The organism is Pseudomonas sp. CFBP2511 (assembly GCF_030209255.1).
GTDB lineage: Bacteria > Pseudomonadota > Gammaproteobacteria > Pseudomonadales > Pseudomonadaceae > Aquipseudomonas > Aquipseudomonas avellanae.
This window is the reverse complement of sequence record NZ_JARVSI010000022.1, coordinates 40,637-62,458: the sequence shown is the minus strand read 5'-3', so window position 1 is coordinate 62,458 and position 21,822 is coordinate 40,637. Positions and strand designations below refer to the sequence as shown.

Here is a 21,822-nt window from a genome sequence, read left to right as displayed (position 1 = left end):
AGCTATAAAGCCATAAACGTATGCAGTGCGTTCAAGCATCCAGTATTTATCCCCCAACCTCCTGCTCCAACCTCAACCGATACCCAATCTTTGCAATCGCCTCAATCGCCGGCAGCAACTCCAGCCCCAGCTCCGAAAGACTGTACTCCGCAGAAGGCGGCGAGGTCGCCAGCACCGTCCGAACCACCACACCTTTCTCTTCCATCTCTTTAAGCCTTACCGACAGCATCTTTGCCGAAATACCGGGGATGTCGACGCGCAGTTCGCCGAATCGCCGAGGCCCGCCACTCAAACTCCACAGCAGATTTGGAGTCCAGACGCCGCCCAGCAACCACATGCACGCTGCCACCGCGCACTCAGGTACGGGATGGTTGACTTTGCTTTTGCGCATTTTCAATGACATTGCCGGGGGTGTTCCTTTGTCGGATCGCGAGTTTCCAGCGCGTAACCAGGTTACAGAACGGTAACCGGAGAATGAGAGTAACCTTAAGTTACCAGCTATACAAAAGTTATCCGGGTGCTAGGATCGGTTCATTCTCAACCACCGGAAGAATCGTCCTTATGAAGCTCTATTACTCGCCTGGTTCCTGCTCGCTCGGCGCTCACATCGTGTTGCACGAAGCGGGTGTCGCTCACGAATTGGTCAAGGTGAACCTGCGCCAGCACACGCTTGAATCCGGCGAAGACTATTACGCGATCAACCCCAAAGGGGCTGTTCCTGCGCTGGGGCTGGATGACGGTGCTGTTCTGACCGAAGGCGCTGCCGTGCTGCAATATCTGGGCGACCACTTCGTACCAGCGCTGGTGCCAGCCAATGGCACGCTTGCGCGTGCAAGGTTGCAGGAGATACTCAATTACCTGGCCGCTGAATATCACAAGGCATGGACACCGCTTTTCTATCTGGCAAAAAGGGGCCGATGCCACCGACGGCCAGCGCCCGGTCATTGCCAAACAAACCTACCTGAATGGCCTGCTGGCGGATGGTCGTGATTACCTGCTGGGTAATGACTTCAGCGTTGCCGACACGTACCTGTTCGCGGTAACCCGCTGGTCTGTCAATTTTGGCATTTCGCTGGAAGCGCTGCCTGCTCTGCAAGCGTTCATGGCTCGAGTCGAAGCGCGTCCATCCGTCAAGGCGGTACTGAAAGCGGAAGGTTTGCCCGAACTGTTCAATAAGGCCTGAGCCCGCTAAAAACCCAGGCCAGACTCACCTGTCGAAACGATAACGCCCCCGGTGGATGTGCTCCGCCGGGGGCGTTTTGATTCGATTGCTCGGTGTTATCGCGGTCGCATCGTAGGACGTTTCAGCTTTTACGTTAGGCCACTTCCTAATCCACTTTGGTGACCAAAACGCCCGTTGATTGATATCCGAATCGAGCCCAGAATCACCCACCTGATGACTCCACACATAAAGGGAGGGGCTATGAACACCACCGCATCACCCAGTCGCCTCCTCGGCGTTGGGCTGTACACCGCTTCGCAAGCGTCCTCATACACCGGCATTCCGGCAAAGGACATTCGTAGATGGATGTTTGGCTACAGCGCCTCAGGGGTTGAACATCCAGGCCTCTGGGCTCCGGAAATTGCATTTCTTGACGACAAGCTGCTCGGCTTCCACGACCTGCTGGAAATTCGCTTTGTCCATGCGTTTCGCCAGCATGGCGTCAGCTTGCAAGCGATCCGCAGCGCTTCGTTACAAGCCCGAGAGATGTTCGGCCAGCGCTATCCGTTTACGTGCAGACGCTTTCAAACCGACGGGCGGGATATATTTGCAACCGTTTTGGACGAAACCGGCGACGAGGCGCTGCTGGATCTGGTCAAGCGACAATATGCCTTCAAACAGGTCATCACCCCGTCGCTGTATGAGGGCATTGATTACGCTGGTGAAGAGTCGGCAAAACGTTGGTATCCGGTCAAGCGCAGCAAGGCGGTGGTGTTGGACCCTGCAAGAAACTTCGGCAAACCAGTACTGACAATCACCGGAATCGACACCGCCGCTATTTACCATTCCTATCTGGCTGAAGGTCAGAGCGCGAAGCGCGTGGCACTACTCTATGAGATTCCGCCAGCAGCAGTGGAAGCCGCAGTCAATTTTGAGCACAGGATCGCGGCTTGAATTTTCTGATTGATAACAATCTGCCGCCTGCTATTGCCAGAGCGCTTAACGAGTTGACCAAATGTGAAGGCCATTCTGTAGTCTCGTTGCGCGAAAGGTTTCCTGCAAACGCTGCAGATATTGACTGGGTCACCCACCTCAAAAAAGAAGGCGGGTGGGCAGTCGTCTCACAGGATAAATTCTCCAAGGGAGACGCTGAGCGCTTTGCATTCAGGGAATGCGGCCTCCCGATCTTCTGCCTTGCCAGGCAGTGGGGGCAAATGAACTACTGGAACAAGGCGGAGAATCTGGTCCGGTGGTGGCCATCAATTACCGAGCCGGCTCTGTTGGTAAAAGGCGGCGCAGCGTTTCGTGTGCCGTGGAGATTCTCTGCGACAGGCAAGTTCCAGCAACTCAAAATATAGCCCGATCACAGATCGGGCTTTTCTTAACGGTTAAGGTACAAGAATTACCGAGGCGTCCCATCAACCCGCGGCTGCCTGCGAAACCTCCTCCTAACCCCAACCACCACAATCACCACCAGCAACCCAACCACCACAAAAAACACCGTATTGAAAACCGGAAACGGCTGATCACGACTCGTCACAGCCTCAATCTCTGTCACGTTAGGAAACATCGACAGGATCGTTATCCGCCAGCCGTAATAGCGAATCAGCGCCAGTTGCTGTGCATCACGTGAGTAGCCCTGGGCTTTGGCCTGGATGTCGGCGGAGTCGAATTTGAAGTACCACGGGAAGCTCCAGGCGGTGTCTTCGTTGCGGTAGACCACGACTTTCTTGGTGTCCGGGTCTTCGGTGTTGATGAAGTACACGTCACGGGTCGGGCCGTCTGCCGGGTTTTCGGCGTTGACCACGCCGTCGGCGTCCATTCTTTTGACTTCCACGCCGGTGATCATCACGACATCATGGCGCGGCAGGACGTAGTAGAGGCTTAATGCGCCGATCCCGAGTGCAACGAATACCACAAGCCAAATCGACCTTTTAAGCCACTTCATACCAGCGTCCTCTGTTTAAAATTGCGTGACTTTGCCCTAATCCGAACGTATTCGAAGCAAAACAGTTATTACAAAATTCGACAAGGCCGTTTCAAGCGGCGCAGTCTTCCGGAGATTGACATGATTTGGTTCCTTGAAGGGCAATCCAGCCAGCGTGAAGTGATCATCGGTGCGCGTGATGCGCTGCCTGCTTCGGTGAAAATTATTGCGTCCCATCGTCAGCAACGCTCCGAAATTACCGGGCAGGCCGACGTGGCGCTGCAAGAGCCGCTCGACAATGAAGAGCGCATCGACTGGGTGCTTGAAACCGCTCGCTCGCTGGGTGTGAAGACGATCGTCGCCGGGCGGGTCGGTGGCATTTATGAAGCGCAGCGTGCTCGTTTTGTCGCCGAAGGCTTGGACCTCGTCACTGGCGGAACGTCCCTGCAAACGTTTCTGGATGTCGATGACAAGAGTCGTTTCACGGCGGCGGCCGAGGCAGCGGGGCTGGCGTGTATCCCGGCAATCACTGCCTGCAACACCGAGGAGCTGCAAGCGGCCTATGACGCGCTGTCGGTCTCGGGCGAGGTGTGTATCAAGCCGGTAGTCGGGATTTATGGCCGTGGTTTTTGGCGGTTCAAGACCGATGTCGACGATTTTCGCTGTTTCGCAAACCCGGATGCGCGCGAAACGACGTTTCAGGCGTACCTTAATGCCTATCGTCAGGCCGATGAGCGCCCGGCGATGCTGCTCATGCCTTATATGCCGGGTAACGAGTGCTCGGTGGACATGGTCTGCGAACACGGCAAGGCGGTCGCGTTTGTCGGGCGGCGCAAGGTGGGTTTGAATCAGACATTTGAACGCGACAGCGAAGCCGTGCAACTGGCGGTGCGAGCCGCTGAGCATTTTGCCTGTGACGGGCTGATCAATGTGCAGACCCGCGACGACGCTGACGGCACGCCGCGCTTGCTGGAAATCAACCCGCGCTACTCGGGCGGGATCGGTTACACGCGTGAAACCGGCGTTAACCTGCCGGGCATTTTCGCCGCGCGGCGTCTCGGCTTGAAAGAACCGGAAACACATTGGCTTGAGGATATCTGCATCAAGGCCATCACGGTCGCTGTACGGGCTACGGTTTGATCAGGATAATAGATTTTTGCTATCAATAATCGCTCTTATCAAGGAGGATCGGGCATGCAGCTTCTGGCGCCAGGTGCAAACACTGCTTTAGCTAACGCCCACTGCTCCTGGAACCTGGAGAGCGGTACATCTTCGGTGTTCGGTGAATACGCCGCCGTGGCGCTGCTGGCAGTCAACGAAAAACGCCAGCCCATGGGCGACCCGGCGCTGTTGCATCAGGAACAGAGCTGGATGGAGTGGAGCGGCGGCCCTCAGGATGTTGGCTGCACGCTCAAGCTGGACAGGCTCCCGGCGGGCAGTGATCGCGTATTGCTGATGGTTTACGTGTACGCCGCGATGGGCCCGATCCGCGATTTTGCCAGCCTGCGTCTCAAAGTGGATGCCAATATCGAGCATCGCCTGGACCTGCGCGATAACGGCGAAGCAGCGATCATCATCGGCGAGTTCTACAAGCGCAACGACCAATGGAAATTTCGCGCGCTGAGCGAAGGCTCGGCGTATGGGCTGTCGGCGTTCGGCCGCAAGATCGGTCTGGAAGTGGACGATCGTCATCCGCGTCGTCCGTCTGGCGGGTCGGGTGGGCCGGCGGGTGGTCCACGGCACGAGTCGGCCACCGGCACCGCGTTTGTGGTCGGGCCGGCGCACGTCATGACCTGCGCGCATGTCATCGAAGACATGGGCGTGTTCTATATCAATTCGCTGGAAGGCCGCTACAAGGCCGAGGCGGTGGTGATCGACCGCCGCAACGATATCGCCTTGCTGCGGGTGCAAGGCGCGCCGCCGTTGTCTGCGGTTACCTTCCGTGAAGGGCAGGGCTGTGAACCGGGTGATACGGTGGCGGTGCTGGGTTACCCACTGGCGTCCATTTCCGGCGGCGGGTTGCAGGTGACGCAGGGCGGTATTTCCGGACTGTTCGGCCTGCACAACGACGCCAGCCTGTTCCAGTTCACCGCGCCCATTCAGCCCGGTTCCAGCGGCAGCCCGTTGTTCGACAACGGCGGCGCAGTCATCGGCATGGTGACGTCCACGGTACCGGACGGGCAAAACATGAATTTTGCAGTGAAATCCGCACTGCTGATGTCCTTTCTACAGGCGTGCCGCATCGATGCGCCGCATGCCCGAGCGGAAAGGTCGTACACCACCACAGAAATCTCACGCACCTTCCAGTCATCGTTATGGCTCGTCGAAGCCTCTCGCCAATGAAGTCGGTGTTGCCTGCCCATGTTGCAGGCGCCAGGGGCCGCGGCCCCGCTAATCAGGAATATATCGATGGACAGCAGCGCAGCTTTTTCCAACCCTACAAAGCTTCGTGCTGATCTGCTTCGTGGTCGCCTCGACGTCAGCGTCGATTCGTCCACCATTGCCCCGGATTCACTGTTCGGCTTCGCCGAGCGGCGCAATCCCAAACGCGCGTTTCTGTTCGTTTCGCGGGTGCTCGGGCGTCATATCCCGGCGCGCCCGAGCGTGATGCTCAAGAGTTTTCAGGACCTGGCGCACAAGATTCCGGTAGACCTGCCAGGCCCGGTGCTGGTCATCGGTATGGCCGAAACGGCCGTGGGCCTGGGTGCCGGTGTGCACCGTGCCTACAGCGAAACGCGTTCCGATGCGCTGTACTTGGTCAGCACGCGCCATCCAACCGGCACCGAGCTGTTCGCCCGTTTTGAAGAAGAGCACAGCCACGCCAGCGCGCATTTGATTCACTTGCCTGCCGATCCTGCGCTGCGCGACATGATGCTCGGTGCACGTTCGCTGGTGCTGGTCGATGACGAAGCGTCGACGGGCAAGACGTTCATCAATCTGCATCAGGCGCTGGTCGAGGCCGGGCTGAGCAAGATCGAGCGGGTGGTGACCTGCGTGCTCACTGATTGGTCGGCAGGTGCGGTCAGCACGTCGATGGGCGCGGTGGCTGAGCAGGTGTCGCTGTTGCAGGGCTCGTATTCCTTTGACGAGGACGTCAGCGCGCCGCTGCCGGACATGCCGGAAGTCGGCACCGTTGCGATGGGCGACTGGCCGTTGCTGACCGCCAACGACTGGGGGCGCATGGGCGTGCTGGCGGTTGCCGATACGCTGGCGCCTGGCCTTACGGTAAACAAAGGCGAGCGTGTTCTGGTGGTTGGCACTAGCGAGTTTGTCTGGCGTCCGTTTCTGTTGGCCGAGCGCTTGGAAAAAGCCGGGGCTGATGTGCATTTCAGCTCCACCAGCCGTTCGCCGATTGCGCTGGGGCATGCCATCGATCACGCGCTGTCGTTCTCGGACAACTACGGGCTGGGCATCCCCAACTTTCTTTACAACGTGCGACCGGGTCAGTTTGACCGAGTGCTGATCTGTACCGAAACCCCCAGGCAGGCCGTACCCGCCGAGCTGATTGAAGCGCTGAACGCCGAGGTGATTTGCGATGAGTAACGACCGCCCGCTGATCTTCGTCGATCTGGACGACACCCTGTTCCAGACCGCGCGCAAAACACCGGCTGACATTGAAAAGCACGTCGCAACGCTGGATATCAGCGGCAATGCCAACGGCTACATGACCAACGTGCAGAAGTCCTTCGCGCACTGGCTACTGGCGCACGCCGATGTGGTGCCGGTGACCGCGCGCAGTGTAGAGGCTTACAGCCGGGTGAAGTTGCCGTTCACTGCCGGCGCGATCTGTTCGCATGGCGGCGTGATGCTCGATGTCATGGGGCGACTGGACCCTGACTGGAACGAGCAGATGAAGCAGACTCTGGCCAGCTATCAGTCGCGGCTGCATGAATTGTCTGCCGCCACGCTGGCAATCGGTCAGGAGATGGGCTTTTCACTGCGTGGCTGGGTGGTTGAAGAGGCACAGTTGTTTCATTACGTGGTGACCAAGCACAACGAAAGCGATGACAGCATCCTCACCAAGGTGCTCGCCGAAATGCAGGCCCGAGGCTTGCTCGACGGCATGCACATCCACGGTAACGGCAACAATCTGGCCTTCCTGCCCGAGGGGCTGGCCAAGCGTTACGCCGTGCAGGAATGGCTGCGTCGTGACCTGGCGATCAATGGCGAACGTCCGGTGCTCGGTTTTGGCGACAGCATCACCGACCTGGGTTTCATGGATGAGTGTCACTGGTGGGCGACGCCTGCGCGCAGCCAGTTGGCGAAAATGTTTGTCGGAGCAGCACATGAGTGATCCCGTTCACGGGCTCGACACGGTCGGCAGCGGCAGCTACCTGAGCGACGACGTGCATTTTCTGTTGCGTAGCGTCGACATGCAGACCACCAGCGTCGAGGAAAAGGAACGCCTGATCCAGACGCGGCAAAAGCACTATTCGGAAATGATCAGCGAGGAATCCGCGCCCAGCGCTGCCCACCAGGCGCTGTACGAGCTGGCACTCAGCCAGAACGGCGCGCGCATGGCTGCTGATGTGCAGGCGCTGGTGCAGGCGCTCGATCATGAATGCGACGGCTCGCCGATTATTCTGGTGTCATTCGTGCGCGCCGGTTTGCCGCTCGGTGTGCTGTTGCGTCGGGCCTTGATTGACCTTGATCGCGAAACGCATCACTACGGCATCAGCATTGTCCGCGATCGCGGCATCGATACCGTAGCGCTGGAGGCCATCATTGAGGCCCACGGCGCGCAGAACATCGTGTTTGTTGACGGCTGGACCGGCAAAGGCGCGATATCCGGTGAGATTCGCCGCAGCCTGGCGGGCGATACACGTTTTCCCCAGGACCCGCGCCTGGTGGTGCTCGCCGATCCATGCGGCAGCGCCTGGCTGGCGGCGTCTGCAGAAGACTGGGTAATTCCGTCCGGCATTCTGGGTGCAACGGTGTCCGGGCTGGTGTCGCGCTCTATCTGGCCGACCGACGGCGGGCTGCATGGTTGCGTGGTCTATGAGCATTTGCAGGCGCATGACGTTACACGCGGTTTTATTGAACAGATCGACATCCAGCGTCGTCAGAAAGAATGTGCGCTGACGCTGGCACCCTGGACGCCTCAGCAGCGAAGCGAACTCAAGGCTGCGGCATCCCGGGTGATCGACACGCTGGCCGAGCGCTTCGACGTCAATAACCTGAATCGCGTCAAGCCGGGCATTGCCGAAGCCACACGGGCAGTCATGCGCCGCGTGCCGGATCACGTGCTGGTGCGCAATCTGGCTGACAGCGACGTGCAATTGCTGCTGCACCTGACTCAAAAAGCGGGCATCCCCGTTGAAGAAGTCGGCGATGTCCTGGGCCCCTACCGGGCGGTGACCATCATACGGAGTCTCGGCTAATGGCCTTATTCTCGCCTTACGCGCTGGGGGCAACGTTGTACATGCCCGCTACCCGGGACGACATCGTCGATGTGGTGTTCGGCGAAAAGATTCCCGAGCTGCGTTCGCTGGTTGTCTGCCTGGAAGATGCGGTCGCGCTGATCGATGTCGACACCGCATTGCTCAACCTGCGCCAGGTGCTGACCCGCATCCACGATCGGGGCGGTCGTCCGGCCAATGGCCCGCTGCTGTTCGTTCGCCCGCGTGATGCGGCGATGGCGCGTATTCTCAACGACTGGCCGTTGATGGCCCACGTTGACGGGTTCGTTGTCCCCAAGCTGTCGCTGAAAAGTCTGACGAGCTGGGAGGAGGCGGTTACCAACCCTGCGCTGGCATTGATGCCTACACTGGAAACCCCGGAAGTGTTCAACCCGACGGCCATGGTCGAGCTGGGGCAGGCGCTCAAAGCCAGCCTGCACGAGCGGATCATCGCTCTGCGCATCGGTGGCAATGACCTGATGGGCTGCCTGGGCTTGCGCCGCAATCCGGCCATGACCCTGTATTCAACCCCGATGGGTTATGTGATCCCGATGCTGGCGGGGGTGATGGGCGCGCAGGGCTTTGCGCTCACCGCGCCGGTGTTCGAACAGCTCGCCACACCAGACATTCTGGAACAGGAACTGGCGCTCGATATTACCAATGGGTTGGTCGGCAAGACGGCAATTCACCCCTCGCAGGTCAATATCATTCAGAATGCACTACGCGTCAGTCTGGAGGACATGAACTCCGCCCGGATGATTTTGAACTCTGTGGCGCCCGCCGTGTTCAAGTACAACGATGCGATGTGTGAACCGGCCACCCACTATAAGTGGGCAACCCACATCATGGAGCGCGCCAAATGGCACGGAGTGTTACCCACACCCGCTTCGATCATGGATGCCAGCATTCGACTCGCTGAGGCAGTTAGCTAGATGATAGAACCTGACCTTGAAACCGTAGAACCTGATCTTGCACCGGTAGGACCTGATCTTGAAATCGAAGTGGAACAACGCTTGCTGGCGGTGTTCGATTTCGATGGGACGATTACCCGGCACGACAGCTTTGTTCCGTTTCTCAAGTTCGCCTTCGGGCAACGTGTTTTCTCCGTACGCATGGCGCGGCTGGTGCTGCCCAGCCTTGGCTACCTGACCAAGCGCCTGAGCCGTGACGAACTCAAAGGCCGGCTGATCAAGGCTTTTCTGAGCGGCGTTGAAGCGCAGTGGCTGCAACAGAAGGCCGAAGCCTTCTGCCATTCGCACTGGAAACGCCTGATGCGCCCTGCTGCGCTTGAGTCCATCGCGGCTGAAATCGAAAAGGGTGCCATTGTCACGCTTTGTTCAGCATCGCCTGCTATGGTCCTGCAACCCTTTGCTGATCGCTTGAAAGTGGAGCTGATCGGCACCAATCTGGAAGTCATCGACGGCAAGTTGACCGGCTTGATCGAGGGCAGTAATTGCCGTTGCGACTCCAAGGTGGCGCGTCTTGAAAGCGTTTACGGGCCGCTGACGCAGTTCCGGGTTCGCGCCTGGGGCGACACGCGAGGTGATCACGAATTGCTTGCCGCTGCTCAGGATGCGCACTGGCGATTGTTCCATCCGACGTGGCGTCGAGGCCGTTATAAAGGCCCCGTTAACGCCAAGTTACACAATCCTGATGGCAAAGACGGGCCAACACGGTAAGGCTGTAACACTTTTATCCGTATTCCGACGACCACATGGAGCGAAAAATGGCACTCACGTTGGCAAAGAACCAGACGATCTCTCTCGAGAAAACCGCTGGCACCGGCCTCAAAAAAGTCAGCATGGGCCTTGGATGGGACCCTGAGAAAGCCAGTGGTTTCTTCGGCAAACTGCTCGGTGGTGGTGGGGGCGATATCGACCTGGATGCCTCGTGCATCATGCTCGATGCCGATAAAAAGCCGCTCGATCTGGTCTGGTTCCGTCAGTTGCAATCGCGCGACGGTGCCATTCTTCACTCCGGCGACAACCGTACTGGCGAAGGCGCTGGCGATGATGAAACCATCAGCGTTGACCTGGAAAAACTGCCAGCGACGGTCAAGTATCTGGTGTTCACCGTCAACTCGTTCACCGGTCAGAACTTCGAAAAAGTCGCCAATGCCTACTGCCGCATCGTGGATCTGGGCACTCGCAACGAACTGGGCCGCTTTGATCTGTCCGAGAAAGGCCAGCACACGGGCGTGGTGATGTCTTATCTGTCGCGTACGCCGTCCGGCTGGGATTTCACCGCCGTAGGCCAGGCCACCAACGGCCGTACCGCCGATGATCTGGTCGAACTGGCTATTGGAGCTGTACGCGCATGACCCAACTTGTCCCGGGCGCCAACGCCCCAGTCGCTGCCGGTCCGCTAACGGTGGAGATCATTTATTCTCCGCTCGCGGATGCGGATATCGATGTATCTGCGTTCCTGCTGACCAGTTCCGGCAAGGTGCGTGGCGATCAGGACATGTGTTTCTATGGCCAGAAAAGCGTGAACGGCGGCGCGGTCCAGCAGACGGAAGCGTTGGCCGGTCGTGCGGTATTCAGCCTCGATACCAGCCGCCTTGACCCGGTCATAGAGAAGGTTGCCCTGACCGCGACCATCTACGAGAACAAAGCCAGTTTTGGCAGCGTGTCGCGTCTGGCCCTCAACATTACCGGCGGTATCGAAGCGGATATCCCTACCAACGGCATGAAAGAAACCGCGCTGATTCTGGGCGAGTTCTATTTGCGTCAGGGCGCGTGGAAATTCCGTTGCGTCGCCCAGGGTTTTGCCGGCGGCCTTGAGCCACTGGCAAAAAACTTTGGGGTTGAAGTCTCCGCGCCGCAGGATCAGCCTGCACCTGCACCTGCACCTGCACCTGCACCTGCACCTGCACCTGCACCTGCACCTGTTCCAGCGCCAGCGCCAGCGGCCAAGCCGACCGTCAACCTGAGCAAGATTACGCTGGACAAGACCCGTGCTTCGATCAGTCTGGAAAAATCCAGTGCCGGCTTCGGCGAGATGCGCGTCAACCTGAACTGGAACCGTCGCAACGACACCAAAGGCGGCGGCTTCTTCTCGATGAAGAAGAGCACGGCCATCGACCTTGATGTAGGCTGCCTCTTTGAATTGCAGGACGGTTTCAAAGGTGCTGTTCAGGCACTGGGCAACTCGTTTGGTTCGCTCAATGCCGAGCCTTTCATCAAATTGATGGGTGATGACCGTACCGGCTCTATCAGCGACGGCGAGTGGCTGCACATCAACGGTGCTCACTGGAACAAGATCCGTCGAATTCTGGTCTATGCCTTCATCTACGACGGTGCGCCAAACTGGAAAGAAACCGACGGAGTTGTCACCATCCACGCGCCAGGTCAGCCGCCCATTGAGGTTCGCCTCAATGAAGAAGGTGGTCGTCAGGGCATGTGTGCAATTGCTTTGCTGGAAAACGACAACGGCTCGGTCAAGGTGACGCGCTGTGTCGATTTCCATAACGGCCACAGCAACATGGACAAGGCCTATGGCTGGGGCATGCGCTGGGCCGCCGGTTCCAAGTAAACAACACCGTGGTATTTCTGGGCTGGCTGTGCCGCCTCATGGGAGATAGACATGCTGGACTGGTTGAAAACAAACGCAACAGCTGCTCGCGACAAGTTGGCTTCGGAAGTCTCGAAGTTCAAGAATCGCGAATTCATGGACGCTGTGGTTTCCGGCTGTGCCCTGGTATCGGCCGCTGACGGTGATATCAGCTCCAGTGAAAAGCAGAAAATGGCCGGTTTCATTCAAAACTCTCAGGAATTGAAAGTTTTCGACATGAAGGAAGTCATTCAGGGTTTTCAGGAAGCCTGCTCCAAGTTTGAGTTCGATTTTGAAATTGGCCGTGCCGAAGCGTTGAAAACCATCGGTAAGATCAAAAAGAAAGAAGACGCCTCCCGTTTGCTGGTGCGCGTCTGCTGTGCTATCGGTGGTGCCGATGGCAGCTTCGATGAGAAAGAGCGGGAAGTCTGCCGCACGATCTGCCGAGAGCTTGGCCTCAACCCGTCCGATTTCGACCTGTAATTTTTTACCCTAAGGAACGCAGTTAAATGGAAAGCACCTCTCTAGGCTTCCCTCCACTCACGATGGCGGTTTTCGTCGGTCTGGCCATTACGGCCATGGCTATCGATATGTTTTCCCATCGCGGAAACAAGCCGATCACCCTCGCGCAAGCTTCGGCGTGGTCGATTTTCTGGGTCGCCATTTCGCTGGCTTTCGCCGGTTTTCTGTATGTGCAGCACGGCTCCGAAGTTGCCACGCTGTTCGTGACCGGTTATGCGCTGGAAAAAGTACTGAGCGTCGACAACCTGTTCGTGTTCATGGCCTTGTTCTCCTGGTTCAAGATTCCGGATGGCCTGCGCCACCGCGTTCTGTACTGGGGAATCATCGGTGCCATCGTTTTCCGCGGCATCTTCGTCGCCATCGGTACAGGCCTGCTGGCGCTGGGCCCGTGGGTCGAAGTGGTGTTTGCGGTCATCGTTGCCTGGACAGCCATCATGATGCTCAGAGCGGGTGATGACGACGACGAAGAAGTCGACTACTCGCAACACATGGCTTATCGCTTCGCCAAGAAACTGTTCCCGGTGTGGCCAAAACTGCACGGCAGCAACTTCTTCGTGCGTCGCTCGGTGCTGGAAGAAGAAGTCAAGAAACCGGAAAACGCCGGTATCACACTGGCCGCCAAAGGCGCTCTGTTCGCGACCCCGCTGTTCTTGTGTCTGGTCGTGGCAGAGATCTCCGACGTACTGTTCGCCTTCGACTCCGTGCCTGCAATCATCGCCGTGAGCCGTGAGCCTCTGATCGTGTTCTCGGCCATGCTGTTCGCGATTCTGGGGCTGCGTACCTTGTATTTCGTACTTGAAGCCCTCAAACGTTACCTGGTGCATCTGGAAAAGGCAGTTATCGCCTTGCTGTTCTTCATCGCCATCAAGCTGGGCCTGAACGCGACCAACCATCTGTTCCATCACGGTTACGAAATCAGCGCCAACGCCAGCTTGCTGGTCGTGGTTGTCGTGCTGATCATCGGTATCGTTGCAAGCCTGCTCTTCCCGGGTAAAGAAGAACCTGCCGAAGAAAAAGCGTAAACACTGGATAAAGGAGATAAACGAATCATGGCTTTGACTCTGCAAAAAGGTGGCAACCTTTCGCTGTCGAAAACCGACCCGACCCTCACCAGCGTATTGTTTGGTCTGGGCTGGGATCCGCGTGCCACTGACGGCCAGGAGTTTGACCTGGACGCCAGCGCATTCCTGCTGAGCGCCAATGGCAAGGTCCGCAGTGAAGCTGACTTCATTTTCTACAACCAGCTAAAAAGTGCTGATGGCTCCGTCGAGCATACCGGCGACAACCTTACCGGTGCTGGCGATGGCGACGACGAAGTGCTCAAGGTCGATCTGACCCGCGTACCTGCCGATGTCGACAAGGTCGTTTTTGTCGTGACCATTCACGATGCCGACAGCCGCAAGCAGAATTTCGGTCAGGTGGGTGGCTCGTTCATCCGCGTCCTGAATGAAAAGTCTGGCTCTGAAGTTGTTCGTTATGACCTGGCAGAAGACGCTTCGACCGAAACTGCAATGGTGTTTGCCGAGCTGTATCGCAACGCTGGCGAGTGGAAGTTTCGTGCGGTTGGCCAGGGTTATGCCGGTGGCCTGAAAGCGGTTGCCAACTCTTTCGGCATGAATTTCTAATTCACGCCTAACCATTTTTCTGAAAAGGATTACGAACATGGCAGTAAGTCTGAGTAAAGGCGGTAACGTTTCCCTGTCGAAAGAGGCCCCGGGCCTGACAGAAATCACCGTGGGCCTGGGCTGGGATCCACGCGTTACCGACGGCACCGAGTTCGATCTGGATGCGTCGATCTTCATCGTTGGCGAAAATGGCAAGGTGTTGGACGACAACAGCTTCATTTTCTACAACAACAAGAAATCGACCGATGGTTCGGTTGAACACTTGGGCGACAACCGCTCCGGTGCTGGCGACGGTGATGACGAGTCGGTAACGGTCAAGCTCACTGGCCTGGCAGCGGCAGTCAAGAAGCTGGTTTTCGCGGTCACCATCCACTCCGCCGAAGAGCGCAAGCAAAGCTTTGGTCAGGTTGGAAACGCTTACATCCGCGTTGTGAACAAGGCTGACGGCAAGGAAATCGCTCGCTACGACCTGTCGGAAGATGCATCGACCGAAACCGCGATGATCTTCGGCGAGCTGTATCGCAATGGCGACGAGTTCAAGTTCAAGGCGATCGACCAAGGCTTCGCAGGCGGCCTGAAGCCGTTGGCAGAAGCACACGGCGTGGCAATCGGCTAAACCCGAGCAACGCCTGATAAAAACCCCCGCCAGCGATGACGGGGGTTTTTTATTGGGGCTTTTGAAAGTATTGGCTGGTTACAAGGCTAGCTGTTCACATGCTCCAGTGTGGCACGATAGTTAAGATTATCGTTCCGCACGCTCCAGCGTGGGAACGCATTTCGCGACGCTCTGCGTCGCAAAGAGGACGCGGAGCGTCCTGAACGGCATGGCGACGCGGAGCGTCGCACGATAGTCAGTAGTTGAGATCATTGTTGCGCATGCTTACCCCTACAGAATCCCCGCACCCTTGGCCGCTTTCAGCCAGTCTGGAAACTCTTCCATCAGCAGGTCATAAAGTTTCTCTTCCGGCACTTCATCCAGACGGTCCAGGGCAAAGAAGTTGCAGTTGTCGACGACCCTGCCGCCCATGTCATCGAGTTTTTCCAGAATGCCGTAGCCGCGACCACCCAGGCCTACGAACTGCCAGAAGATCGGCAGCTTGGCGGCTTCGATCATCAGTTTGGTGATTTCCCGGTCCTGATGCACGCCGCCGTCGCTGATGAACAGGATGTAGACCGGCGTCTTGTCGCCTGACTTCTTGTAATAGTCGATGACCATGCGCATCGCCTTCGGCTCATCGTTAATGCGTGAGCCCAGCTCCCAGTCTTTCCAGCCGCCGTGATCGGTCTTGATGAAGTTCTGGAAGTTTTCCAGCGTGACCGCATTCAACTGCTGCGGTTTTGCCCCGAACGCCCAGCAATCCAGCGCGCCGTCGTCATCGAAATGCACGGCAAGGGGGATCAGCCGATCAACCACTTCCTGAACGTGACCACGGGTGTATTGCGGGTTCATCGAGCCAGACGCATCCAGCACCAGACCGACCCGTGCCTTGGTGTCGGTCAGCTTGGCTTTTTCCAGGCTGACCTGAGCCTTCTTCGCCAGGCTGATCAACTGCGGCGCGGCGTCGGCGATTTTCTTTTCCAGTGAAATGCGTGCAGGGGCGGCAGGCGCGGGCGGCGGCGCATCCGCGACTTCGCCGCCAAAATGCACCACCAGCGCATCCAGCCCGGCGTTGTAGCCCTGCAGGTTGGATGCGATGCGCCATTCACCGTTCTTGCGATAGATGTCAGCAACCATGATGGCTTTCTCGGCGGCGAAGGTTGCGCCGGAGAATTCGCCACGAGCCACTTCGCGGCCCTGATGCTGAATGCTGAAATGACTCGCCTGGATATCGCTCATGACGCCCGCGCCATCGATGGACGCGGTGAACACCAACCGATCGATGGAGGCTGGCAAGCTGTCCAGCGCGAGCTGGAAATCCCCGCCGTTGGCCTGTTTTACGCTGTTGCAGGGGCTGGCCGGTTGGTTGAAGAAGATCATGTAGCGGTCGTCCGACAGCTTGCCGTTGGCATCGACGCCAAAGCAGACGTAGTCGATCACATGCGCGGATTTGATCACGATCGACAGCGTGAGATCGTTGCCCTGAATCAGCGTGGAAAGGGGGATGCGTTGACCTTGAGTAATCTGCATGTCGCTTCCTTGGCAAAGAGGGCGTCGGATAGCCCTCGGTCAAATGACGAAGTGGTTACATTAACGTTCGCTTCTGCCCACGCCGGCCGGCCCGGCCGCCAGCATGCGCCCGGCCAGGCGCGAGAAGGGCAGGCTTTGCAGCCATACCGTGCCAGGCCCGGTCAACCTGGCGAAAAACACGCCTTCACCGCCGAACAGCATGGATTTGATGCCACCGCCGACCATGCGGATATCGTAGTCGACCGTCTGGGTCATGGCTGCCAGGCAGCCGGTATCCACATCCAGCGCTTCGCCCGCGGCCAGTTCGATCTTGCGCACCGTGCCGCCCATGTGCACGAATACCCAGCCATCACCTTCGAGCTTTTGCAGGATAAAGCCTTCGCCGCCGAACAGTCCGGTGAGAATTTTCTTCTGAAACTGGATGCCGATGGAGACGCCCTTGGCGCCGGCCAGAAAGCTGTCTTTCTGGCAGATCAGCTTGCCGCCGAAATCGCGCAGGTTCAGGGGCAGAATGGTGCCGGGGTAGGGCGCAGCGAAAGCGACTCGGCCTTTGCCGGAGCCTTGTTGCGAGAACACCGTGGTGAACAGGCTTTCGCCGGTGAGCATGCGCTTGCCGGCACCGAACAACGAACCCAGCAGCCCGGACGACTGATTGCTGCCGTCGCCGAAAATAGTCTCCATCTGCACGTCGCAGGTCTTGTACATCATCGCCCCGGCTTCGGCGACGGCACTTTCGCCGGGATCAAGCTCCAGTTCGACAAACTGGGTTTCTGCGCCGTACAGCTTGAAGTCCACGCCATCGGTCGCTTGCCCCTGACCGTAGCCGCCCGAGGCGTTCGGGTCCGGGGTAAACGAAGGACGTTTGGCGGGTACAGGCGCAGATGCAGGGCCGGCCTGTGCGGGCAGGCCTGAGGGCTTGGGCTGAATCATGTCCGGCGTCGGATCCGGGAACGGCGTCACGCCGTCCTTTTTCATGGCGCGCACCTGAGCCACCCGATAGATCGGCAGCCAGTCCGGCATGCCCTGTTTCCAGCACCAAGCCCCAGGCGCTTCGCGCGCGATCAGCCGCGCCGCAGCATCATCCATCGGACCGAGCTGCTTGCCCGCATTCATGACAAACCAGTGTTCCAAAGCGTCTACTCCCCAGCGATTGGTGACAGTCGTCTGCCCGGCGCGTCAGAGGCTCAGGCGCATGGACAGGTCCACGGCTTTCACGTCCTTGGTCATCGCACCGATGGAAATGTAATCCACCCCGGTATCGGCAATGACCCGCAGGGTGTCGTCGTTGATGCCGCCACTGGCTTCCAGAAGGGCGCGGCCTGCGGTCAGGCGCACGGCTTCGCGCATGTCATCCAGGCTAAGCTCGTCGAGCATGATGATATCGGCCCCGGCGTCCAGTGCCTGTTTCAATTCGCCCAGGCTTTCGACCTCGACCTCGACAGGCTTGCCCGGTGCGATCCGGTGCGCCGCTGTCACGGCCTGGGCGATGCCGCCACAGGCTGCAATATGGTTTTCCTTGATCAGAAACGCGTCGTACAAACCGATGCGATGGTTATGACAGCCGCCGCAGGTGACTGCGTATTTCTGCGCCATACGCAGGCCTGGCAGCGTCTTGCGGGTGTCCAGCAGTTTGACCTGAGTGCCCGCCACGATATCGGCGAAATATTTCGCGCGTGTAGCGACCCCGGAAAGCATCTGCAAAAAATTGAGTGCACTGCGTTCGCCGGTGAGCAGCGAACGGGCAGGGCCTTCAAGGTGGAACAACGCCTGATCGGGGCTGACACGTTCACCATCGACCACCTGCCAGTGCACCGCCACGCGCGGGTCCAGCTGGCGAAAGACCGTATCGACCCAGGCCGTGCCGGCGATCACCGCTGCATCGCGCGAGATGATGGTGGCCTTGGCCAGCCGTTCTGCCGGAATCAACTGGGCGGTGATATCGCCGCTGCCAACATCCTCAAGCAATGCGCGACGCACATTGGCTTCGATCTCGGCGCTCAGGTCGGCAATTCGTAAATTCGGCATAGCGGGCTCCACTGACAAAGTCGTCCGAGTATAAGGCACTGCATCGCGCTAACCCACCTGCGCCAGCGCTCATGCCCGGTTTGCCCAACGTGCAGTTGGTCGGTTAGGCAAATTGGTTTGCGATGGAACGCAAAAAACGTGGTCTATCGCTGCATATGAGTGCCTTGTCACATTTCTCACGAGAGTGAAGGAAAAGTCTCACTGGTGTTGATGACAAGTTTTGAAAGATAATCCGACTTGAAATTGACGTCATGAGTTTGACGTTTTGCAAGGCCAAGGGGGTCGCTTCACAGTGCGAGGGTAGCAAGCCACGTGTGTGATGGGGTTCAGGTTGTTTCCTGTCAGGGGGTGTAATGCCGAACGACGAAAAAGTAGTGCCGTTGAGCAAATTGCTCCCTGCGCAAGGGGCGAGTTCGCCTCTGGCCCGATTACCCGTTGTGCTGTTGCAGGTCCGCGATAAAGCGGCGCAACAGCTTAAGGATGCCCTGCAGGCGCTGTTTGATAACGCGGACGATACGTTGTTCGAAATGGCTGACCGTGCCTCCAACAACACCGACCAGAACATCTTCTTTGAAGCCATGCGTGACTTGCGCCTCAAGCGCAAAAGCATAGAGCGTTGCTTTCTCGACAAGTTCTACGAGTCTTTTCTGGCGCTAGGCCAGTATCAAATTCAGGAGCCCGCCCTGCCAGCCGCCGTTTCATTCGACAAGCTGGCGCTGGTGCATAACGACGAGCTCGAGAAAACCGTGGCTGTCGATGCGATGGTCAGCAAGGTCATGAGTCGCGACAGTCTTGCGCTGGGCCAGCTGACTGCGCGCTTGAACGTGCTGATCGCGCAAGCCATCACCGAGGAAAGCAACCCCTTGGGGCCGGCGATGCTCTGCAGGTTCTTTCTGGAGGCCGGGCGCAGCCTTGGTGTCGAGATCAAGGTCAAGCTGATCATTCTCAAGTTGTTCGAGAAATACGTTCTGACCAACACCGACCACCTGTATTGCGAAGCGAACCGGTTGCTGATCGCCACGGGTGTGCTGCCGGACATGAAAGCCCTGCCTGCCCGTCGTTCGTCCGACCGCGCGGCGCCCAGGAGTCGTGTTTCGGAAATGTCCGATCCGGCGCTGAACGAGGCTGCCGACAAACTCGACAAGGGCGTGCAGGAAGTCTTCTCGGCCTTGCAGGAATTACTGCTGAGCGTGCGTGGCAACCTTGTTCCGCGCCACGAGCCCAATGCTGAAGTACGCCCGATTTCCAGCAAAGACTTGCTGCGTCTGCTGTCTCACCTGCAGCAATACGTGCCTTCTCAGGATGCAGCTGACGATTTCGACCTGCGCAATCAACTGGAACAGTTGCTGACGCGCGTCAACGTCAAGACCGGCAAATCCAGGATTGTCGGCGGCGGCGATGAAGATGTGATCAATCTGATCGCCATGCTGTTCGAGTTCATCCTCGATGATCGCAACCTGACGCCTTCGCTGCGTGCGCTGATCGGGCGTCTGCAGATTCCGATGCTCAAGGTCGCGGTGCTCGATAAAAGCTTCTTCAGTCGCGGCAGCCATCCGGCTCGACGCTTGCTCAATGAGATCGCGACAGCCGCACTGGGCTGGGGCGGTCGTGACGATTTTCAGCGTGATTCGCTTTATCAGCGTGTCGAGCAGATCGTGCAGCGACTGCTTAATGACTTTGTCGACGATCCGGCGATCTTTTCCGAATTGCTGGCGGATTTTCTCGCCTTCACCAGCGACGAGCGCCGTCGCAGCGAGCTGCTTGAACAACGCACCCGCGACGCCGAAGAAGGCCGCGCACGCGCCGAACTGGCCCGGCACCAGGTGCAGCAGGAGCTGAATCAGCGTCTGCTCGGCAAAACCTTGCCTGAAGTGGTTGTGCGCCTGTTGCAGGAGGCCTGGAGCAAGGTGCTGCTACTGACCTGTCTCAAACACGGCGAGCAGTCCAGTGAATGGCAGGCCGGGTTGAAGACCATGGACGAGTTGATCTGGAGCGTCGAGCAACACGACGATCCGCAGGCCCTGCAACGCCTGCTGGACCTGGTTCCGGGGCTGCTCAAGTCGCTGCGCGACGGGCTCACCAGTGCCGCGTTCGATCCGTTTGCCACCAGCGAATTCTTCAGCCAGCTGGAGTCGTTGCACGTTCAGGCATTTCAGCACTTCTCGCGCCTGCAGGAAGCCAGTGGCAGCGGGTTGCCAGGCGATGCAGATGTAACCGGTGCTGAACCTGCTGAAGGGCCACCGATGATGGAGGTGGTCGAGGAAATCGTTCTGATTGCCCCGGAAGAACGCATGCTCAACGAGCCGACGGTGCAGCTGCCAGACGACGACGCTGGCCTGCGCATGGTCGACACGTTGCGCGTCGGCTGCTGGGTCGAGATTCAGGAAGACGAAGAACACAAACTGCGTTGCAAACTGACCGCCATCGTCGAGCCGACCGGCCGCTACGTGTTCGTCAACCGCACCGGTATGAAAGTCCTGGAAAAAACCCGCATCGGCCTCGCCGTCGAGTTCCGCCGCGGTGCTGTACGGGTCCTCGATGATGCATTGCTGTTCGACCGTGCACTGGAATCGGTAATCAGCAACCTGCGCAAGCTGAAGGGCGCTTGATCGCTCGGTTTTACGTTGTCTGTCCTACATCTATGTGTTGGCCTAACTGTTCAGCAAATCTTCATTGGCTGTACCGGCCTCTTCGTGAGCAAGCTCCCACGGGGATCCTGTACTCCGCCTGATGCCGCGGTTCCAGCCCCGCTTTCTCGGCTTATCCGGACTCATGTAAAGCGCTGAGCACCGATGCGTAGGTAACGAGAGACTCGTACAGAGGGCATTTCCTACGTTGCGGGTCTGTGAGTGAACCCCCACATCTGTTTCTGTCGCGGGCATAATCAACACCACTCATCCGCTCGCACAAGGAGCACTCATGCAACTGGACCCCGCGAGCGGTTGGTGCGATGGTGTGCAGCATTGCCCTTCGCCCAACTTCAATGCGCGACCCGCAGGCGAGATATCGCTGCTGGTGATCCACAACATCAGCCTGCCGCCGGCACAATTCAAAACCGGCAAAGTACAGGCTTTCTTCCAGAACCAACTGGACACCACCGAGCATCCCTACTTTCTGGGGATTGCCGATCTGCGCGTTTCAGCGCATTTTCTGATCGAACGTGATGGCGACGTCATTCAGTTCGTCTCTTGTCTTGATCGCGCATGGCACGCCGGCGTGTCCAGTTTCGACGGGCGTGAGGGGTGCAATGACTTCTCCGTCGGCATTGAACTGGAAGGCACGGACGAACAGCCGTTCACCGACGCGCAATACGACGCACTGATCGACCTGACGCGTCAGTTGCGGCAGGCTTACACAGCAATTACCCCCGAGCGCATTTGTGGCCACAGCGACATAGCGCCGGGACGCAAGACTGATCCTGGCCCCTGTTTCGACTGGGGCAGGTTTCAAGCGGCTTTGCAGGATTGATCCGAGGGACGAAC

At 58.3% G+C, this 21,822-nt stretch carries 22 protein-coding genes and 1 pseudogene; 18 read left to right on the top strand and 5 right to left on the bottom strand.

From position 1 onward, the window contains the following. Window positions 1-46: 46 nt before the first annotated feature. Window positions 47-403, bottom strand: coding sequence for a winged helix-turn-helix transcriptional regulator (locus QRN38_RS18220; protein WP_057417281.1), 357 nt, complete (start codon window positions 401-403; stop codon window positions 47-49). A gap of 158 nt (window positions 404-561) precedes the next feature. Between QRN38_RS18220 and gstA the strand changes: the two are divergent. The 3 genes and pseudogenes from gstA (at window position 562) to QRN38_RS18200 (ending at window position 2,520) form a co-directional block, all read left to right on the top strand. Next, window positions 562-1,183 (top strand): annotated as a pseudogene (gene gstA / locus QRN38_RS28035) (glutathione transferase GstA). Window positions 1,184-1,423: 240 nt separating this feature from the next. Then, complete coding sequence (locus QRN38_RS18205; protein WP_007246128.1) at window positions 1,424-2,116, top strand: DUF433 domain-containing protein; 693 nt, start codon at window positions 1,424-1,426, stop codon at window positions 2,114-2,116. Beyond that, on the top strand, window positions 2,113-2,520 hold the full coding sequence (locus tag QRN38_RS18200) for a PIN-like domain-containing protein (RefSeq protein ID WP_057418271.1): 408 nt from the start codon (window positions 2,113-2,115) through the stop codon (window positions 2,518-2,520). Before QRN38_RS18205 ends, QRN38_RS18200 begins: the two co-directional genes overlap by 4 nt. Before the next feature lie 44 nt (window positions 2,521-2,564). Here QRN38_RS18200 and QRN38_RS18195 read toward each other — a convergent pair whose 3' ends face one another. Continuing rightward, window positions 2,565-3,110: a DUF1523 family protein gene (locus QRN38_RS18195; protein WP_003383227.1), complete on the bottom strand. Its 546-nt coding sequence runs from the start codon at window positions 3,108-3,110 to the stop codon at window positions 2,565-2,567. A 120-nt stretch (window positions 3,111-3,230) separates the two neighbouring features. Between QRN38_RS18195 and QRN38_RS18190 the strand changes: the two genes are divergently transcribed. The 13 genes from QRN38_RS18190 (at window position 3,231) to QRN38_RS18130 (ending at window position 14,803) form a co-directional block, all read left to right on the top strand. Beyond that, on the top strand, window positions 3,231-4,229 hold the full coding sequence (locus tag QRN38_RS18190) for an ATP-grasp domain-containing protein (RefSeq protein ID WP_024668369.1): 999 nt from the start codon (window positions 3,231-3,233) through the stop codon (window positions 4,227-4,229). A 54-nt stretch (window positions 4,230-4,283) separates the two neighbouring features. Continuing rightward, a complete protein-coding gene (locus tag QRN38_RS18185; protein ID WP_007246125.1) occupies window positions 4,284-5,432 on the top strand; it encodes a trypsin-like peptidase domain-containing protein in 1,149 nt (382 codons plus the stop codon). Window positions 5,433-5,498: 66 nt separating this feature from the next. Further along, complete coding sequence (locus tag QRN38_RS18180; protein ID WP_057418272.1) at window positions 5,499-6,632, top strand: phosphoribosyltransferase domain-containing protein; 1,134 nt, start codon at window positions 5,499-5,501, stop codon at window positions 6,630-6,632. Next, on the top strand, window positions 6,625-7,383 hold the full coding sequence (locus QRN38_RS18175) for an HAD family hydrolase (RefSeq protein WP_005770566.1): 759 nt from the start codon (window positions 6,625-6,627) through the stop codon (window positions 7,381-7,383). The genes QRN38_RS18180 and QRN38_RS18175 overlap by 8 nt, the downstream gene beginning before the upstream one ends. Then, the gene (locus QRN38_RS18170) at window positions 7,376-8,470 is read left to right on the top strand and encodes a cysteine protease StiP family protein (RefSeq protein WP_057418273.1); all 1,095 of its coding nucleotides are present in this window, start codon (window positions 7,376-7,378) and stop codon (window positions 8,468-8,470) included. The genes QRN38_RS18175 and QRN38_RS18170 overlap by 8 nt, the downstream gene beginning before the upstream one ends. Further along, window positions 8,470-9,420, top strand: coding sequence for an HpcH/HpaI aldolase/citrate lyase family protein (locus QRN38_RS18165; protein WP_005770562.1), 951 nt, complete (start codon window positions 8,470-8,472; stop codon window positions 9,418-9,420). The genes QRN38_RS18170 and QRN38_RS18165 overlap by 1 nt, the downstream gene beginning before the upstream one ends. Next, window positions 9,421-10,167 (top strand): HAD-IB family hydrolase, encoded by a 747-nt coding sequence (locus QRN38_RS18160; protein WP_057418274.1) that lies wholly within the window; start codon window positions 9,421-9,423, stop codon window positions 10,165-10,167. Between the two features lie 47 nt (window positions 10,168-10,214). Next, window positions 10,215-10,808 carry a TerD family protein gene (locus tag QRN38_RS18155; RefSeq protein WP_005770558.1) on the top strand — a complete coding sequence of 198 codons (594 nt, stop codon included), beginning with the start codon at window positions 10,215-10,217 and terminating at the stop codon, window positions 10,806-10,808. Continuing rightward, a complete protein-coding gene (locus QRN38_RS18150) occupies window positions 10,805-12,022 on the top strand; it encodes a TerD family protein (protein ID WP_057418275.1) in 1,218 nt (405 codons plus the stop codon). Before QRN38_RS18155 ends, QRN38_RS18150 begins: the two co-directional genes overlap by 4 nt. Window positions 12,023-12,073: 51 nt before the next feature. Next, the gene (locus QRN38_RS18145) at window positions 12,074-12,523 is read left to right on the top strand and encodes a tellurite resistance TerB family protein (protein ID WP_005614818.1); all 450 of its coding nucleotides are present in this window, start codon (window positions 12,074-12,076) and stop codon (window positions 12,521-12,523) included. A 26-nt stretch (window positions 12,524-12,549) separates the two neighbouring features. Beyond that, on the top strand, window positions 12,550-13,584 hold the full coding sequence (locus QRN38_RS18140) for a TerC/Alx family metal homeostasis membrane protein (protein ID WP_003383242.1): 1,035 nt from the start codon (window positions 12,550-12,552) through the stop codon (window positions 13,582-13,584). Between the two features lie 27 nt (window positions 13,585-13,611). Continuing rightward, window positions 13,612-14,187: a TerD family protein gene (locus QRN38_RS18135; protein ID WP_057418276.1), complete on the top strand. Its 576-nt coding sequence runs from the start codon at window positions 13,612-13,614 to the stop codon at window positions 14,185-14,187. 37 nt (window positions 14,188-14,224) lie between these two features. After that, the gene (locus tag QRN38_RS18130; protein ID WP_057418277.1) at window positions 14,225-14,803 is read left to right on the top strand and encodes a TerD family protein; all 579 of its coding nucleotides are present in this window, start codon (window positions 14,225-14,227) and stop codon (window positions 14,801-14,803) included. A gap of 270 nt (window positions 14,804-15,073) precedes the next feature. Here the strand turns inward: QRN38_RS18130 and QRN38_RS18125 are convergent, their stop codons facing one another. The 3 genes from QRN38_RS18125 to nadC are packed head-to-tail and all read right to left on the bottom strand — an operon-like array spanning window position 15,074 to window position 18,340. Then, window positions 15,074-16,315 (bottom strand): VWA domain-containing protein, encoded by a 1,242-nt coding sequence (locus tag QRN38_RS18125; protein ID WP_057418278.1) that lies wholly within the window; start codon window positions 16,313-16,315, stop codon window positions 15,074-15,076. Window positions 16,316-16,375: 60 nt separating this feature from the next. Beyond that, window positions 16,376-17,446 carry a TIGR00266 family protein gene (locus QRN38_RS18120; protein ID WP_057429403.1) on the bottom strand — a complete coding sequence of 357 codons (1,071 nt, stop codon included), beginning with the start codon at window positions 17,444-17,446 and terminating at the stop codon, window positions 16,376-16,378. Window positions 17,447-17,491: 45 nt separating this feature from the next. Further along, complete coding sequence (gene nadC, locus QRN38_RS18115) at window positions 17,492-18,340, bottom strand: carboxylating nicotinate-nucleotide diphosphorylase (RefSeq protein WP_024665895.1); 849 nt, start codon at window positions 18,338-18,340, stop codon at window positions 17,492-17,494. 353 nt (window positions 18,341-18,693) lie between these two features. On the opposite strand from nadC, the gene QRN38_RS18110 reads away from it, so the two are divergent. Together QRN38_RS18110 and ampD are read left to right on the top strand one after the other, a co-directional pair. After that, window positions 18,694-20,949, top strand: coding sequence for a DUF1631 domain-containing protein (locus QRN38_RS18110; RefSeq protein WP_007246116.1), 2,256 nt, complete (start codon window positions 18,694-18,696; stop codon window positions 20,947-20,949). Window positions 20,950-21,259: 310 nt separating this feature from the next. Beyond that, the gene (gene ampD / locus QRN38_RS18105; protein ID WP_005770540.1) at window positions 21,260-21,808 is read left to right on the top strand and encodes a 1,6-anhydro-N-acetylmuramyl-L-alanine amidase AmpD; all 549 of its coding nucleotides are present in this window, start codon (window positions 21,260-21,262) and stop codon (window positions 21,806-21,808) included. Window positions 21,809-21,822: the final 14 nt, after the last annotated feature.

What these genes read in the sequence shown, in the direction of transcription:
- QRN38_RS18125 (WP_057418278.1), bottom strand. Translation starts at nt 16,315, where the DNA reads ATGCAGATTACTCAAGGTCAACGCATCCCCCTTTCCACGCTGATTCAG.
- QRN38_RS18185 (WP_007246125.1), top strand. Translation starts at nt 4,284, where the DNA reads ATGCAGCTTCTGGCGCCAGGTGCAAACACTGCTTTAGCTAACGCCCAC.
- QRN38_RS18165 (WP_005770562.1), top strand. Translation starts at nt 8,470, where the DNA reads ATGGCCTTATTCTCGCCTTACGCGCTGGGGGCAACGTTGTACATGCCC.
- QRN38_RS18135 (WP_057418276.1), top strand. Translation starts at nt 13,612, where the DNA reads ATGGCTTTGACTCTGCAAAAAGGTGGCAACCTTTCGCTGTCGAAAACC.
- QRN38_RS18110 (WP_007246116.1), top strand. Translation starts at nt 18,694, where the DNA reads ATGCCGAACGACGAAAAAGTAGTGCCGTTGAGCAAATTGCTCCCTGCG.
- QRN38_RS18155 (WP_005770558.1), top strand. Translation starts at nt 10,215, where the DNA reads ATGGCACTCACGTTGGCAAAGAACCAGACGATCTCTCTCGAGAAAACC.
- QRN38_RS18150 (WP_057418275.1), top strand. Translation starts at nt 10,805, where the DNA reads ATGACCCAACTTGTCCCGGGCGCCAACGCCCCAGTCGCTGCCGGTCCG.
- ampD (WP_005770540.1), top strand. Translation starts at nt 21,260, where the DNA reads ATGCAACTGGACCCCGCGAGCGGTTGGTGCGATGGTGTGCAGCATTGC.
- QRN38_RS18170 (WP_057418273.1), top strand. Translation starts at nt 7,376, where the DNA reads ATGAGTGATCCCGTTCACGGGCTCGACACGGTCGGCAGCGGCAGCTAC.
- QRN38_RS18195 (WP_003383227.1), bottom strand. Translation starts at nt 3,110, where the DNA reads ATGAAGTGGCTTAAAAGGTCGATTTGGCTTGTGGTATTCGTTGCACTC.
- QRN38_RS18145 (WP_005614818.1), top strand. Translation starts at nt 12,074, where the DNA reads ATGCTGGACTGGTTGAAAACAAACGCAACAGCTGCTCGCGACAAGTTG.
- QRN38_RS18220 (WP_057417281.1), bottom strand. Translation starts at nt 403, where the DNA reads ATGTCATTGAAAATGCGCAAAAGCAAAGTCAACCATCCCGTACCTGAG.
- QRN38_RS18130 (WP_057418277.1), top strand. Translation starts at nt 14,225, where the DNA reads ATGGCAGTAAGTCTGAGTAAAGGCGGTAACGTTTCCCTGTCGAAAGAG.
- QRN38_RS18140 (WP_003383242.1), top strand. Translation starts at nt 12,550, where the DNA reads ATGGAAAGCACCTCTCTAGGCTTCCCTCCACTCACGATGGCGGTTTTC.
- QRN38_RS18205 (WP_007246128.1), top strand. Translation starts at nt 1,424, where the DNA reads ATGAACACCACCGCATCACCCAGTCGCCTCCTCGGCGTTGGGCTGTAC.
- nadC (WP_024665895.1), bottom strand. Translation starts at nt 18,340, where the DNA reads ATGCCGAATTTACGAATTGCCGACCTGAGCGCCGAGATCGAAGCCAAT.
- QRN38_RS18160 (WP_057418274.1), top strand. Translation starts at nt 9,421, where the DNA reads ATGATAGAACCTGACCTTGAAACCGTAGAACCTGATCTTGCACCGGTA.
- QRN38_RS18175 (WP_005770566.1), top strand. Translation starts at nt 6,625, where the DNA reads ATGAGTAACGACCGCCCGCTGATCTTCGTCGATCTGGACGACACCCTG.
- QRN38_RS18190 (WP_024668369.1), top strand. Translation starts at nt 3,231, where the DNA reads ATGATTTGGTTCCTTGAAGGGCAATCCAGCCAGCGTGAAGTGATCATC.
- QRN38_RS18180 (WP_057418272.1), top strand. Translation starts at nt 5,499, where the DNA reads ATGGACAGCAGCGCAGCTTTTTCCAACCCTACAAAGCTTCGTGCTGAT.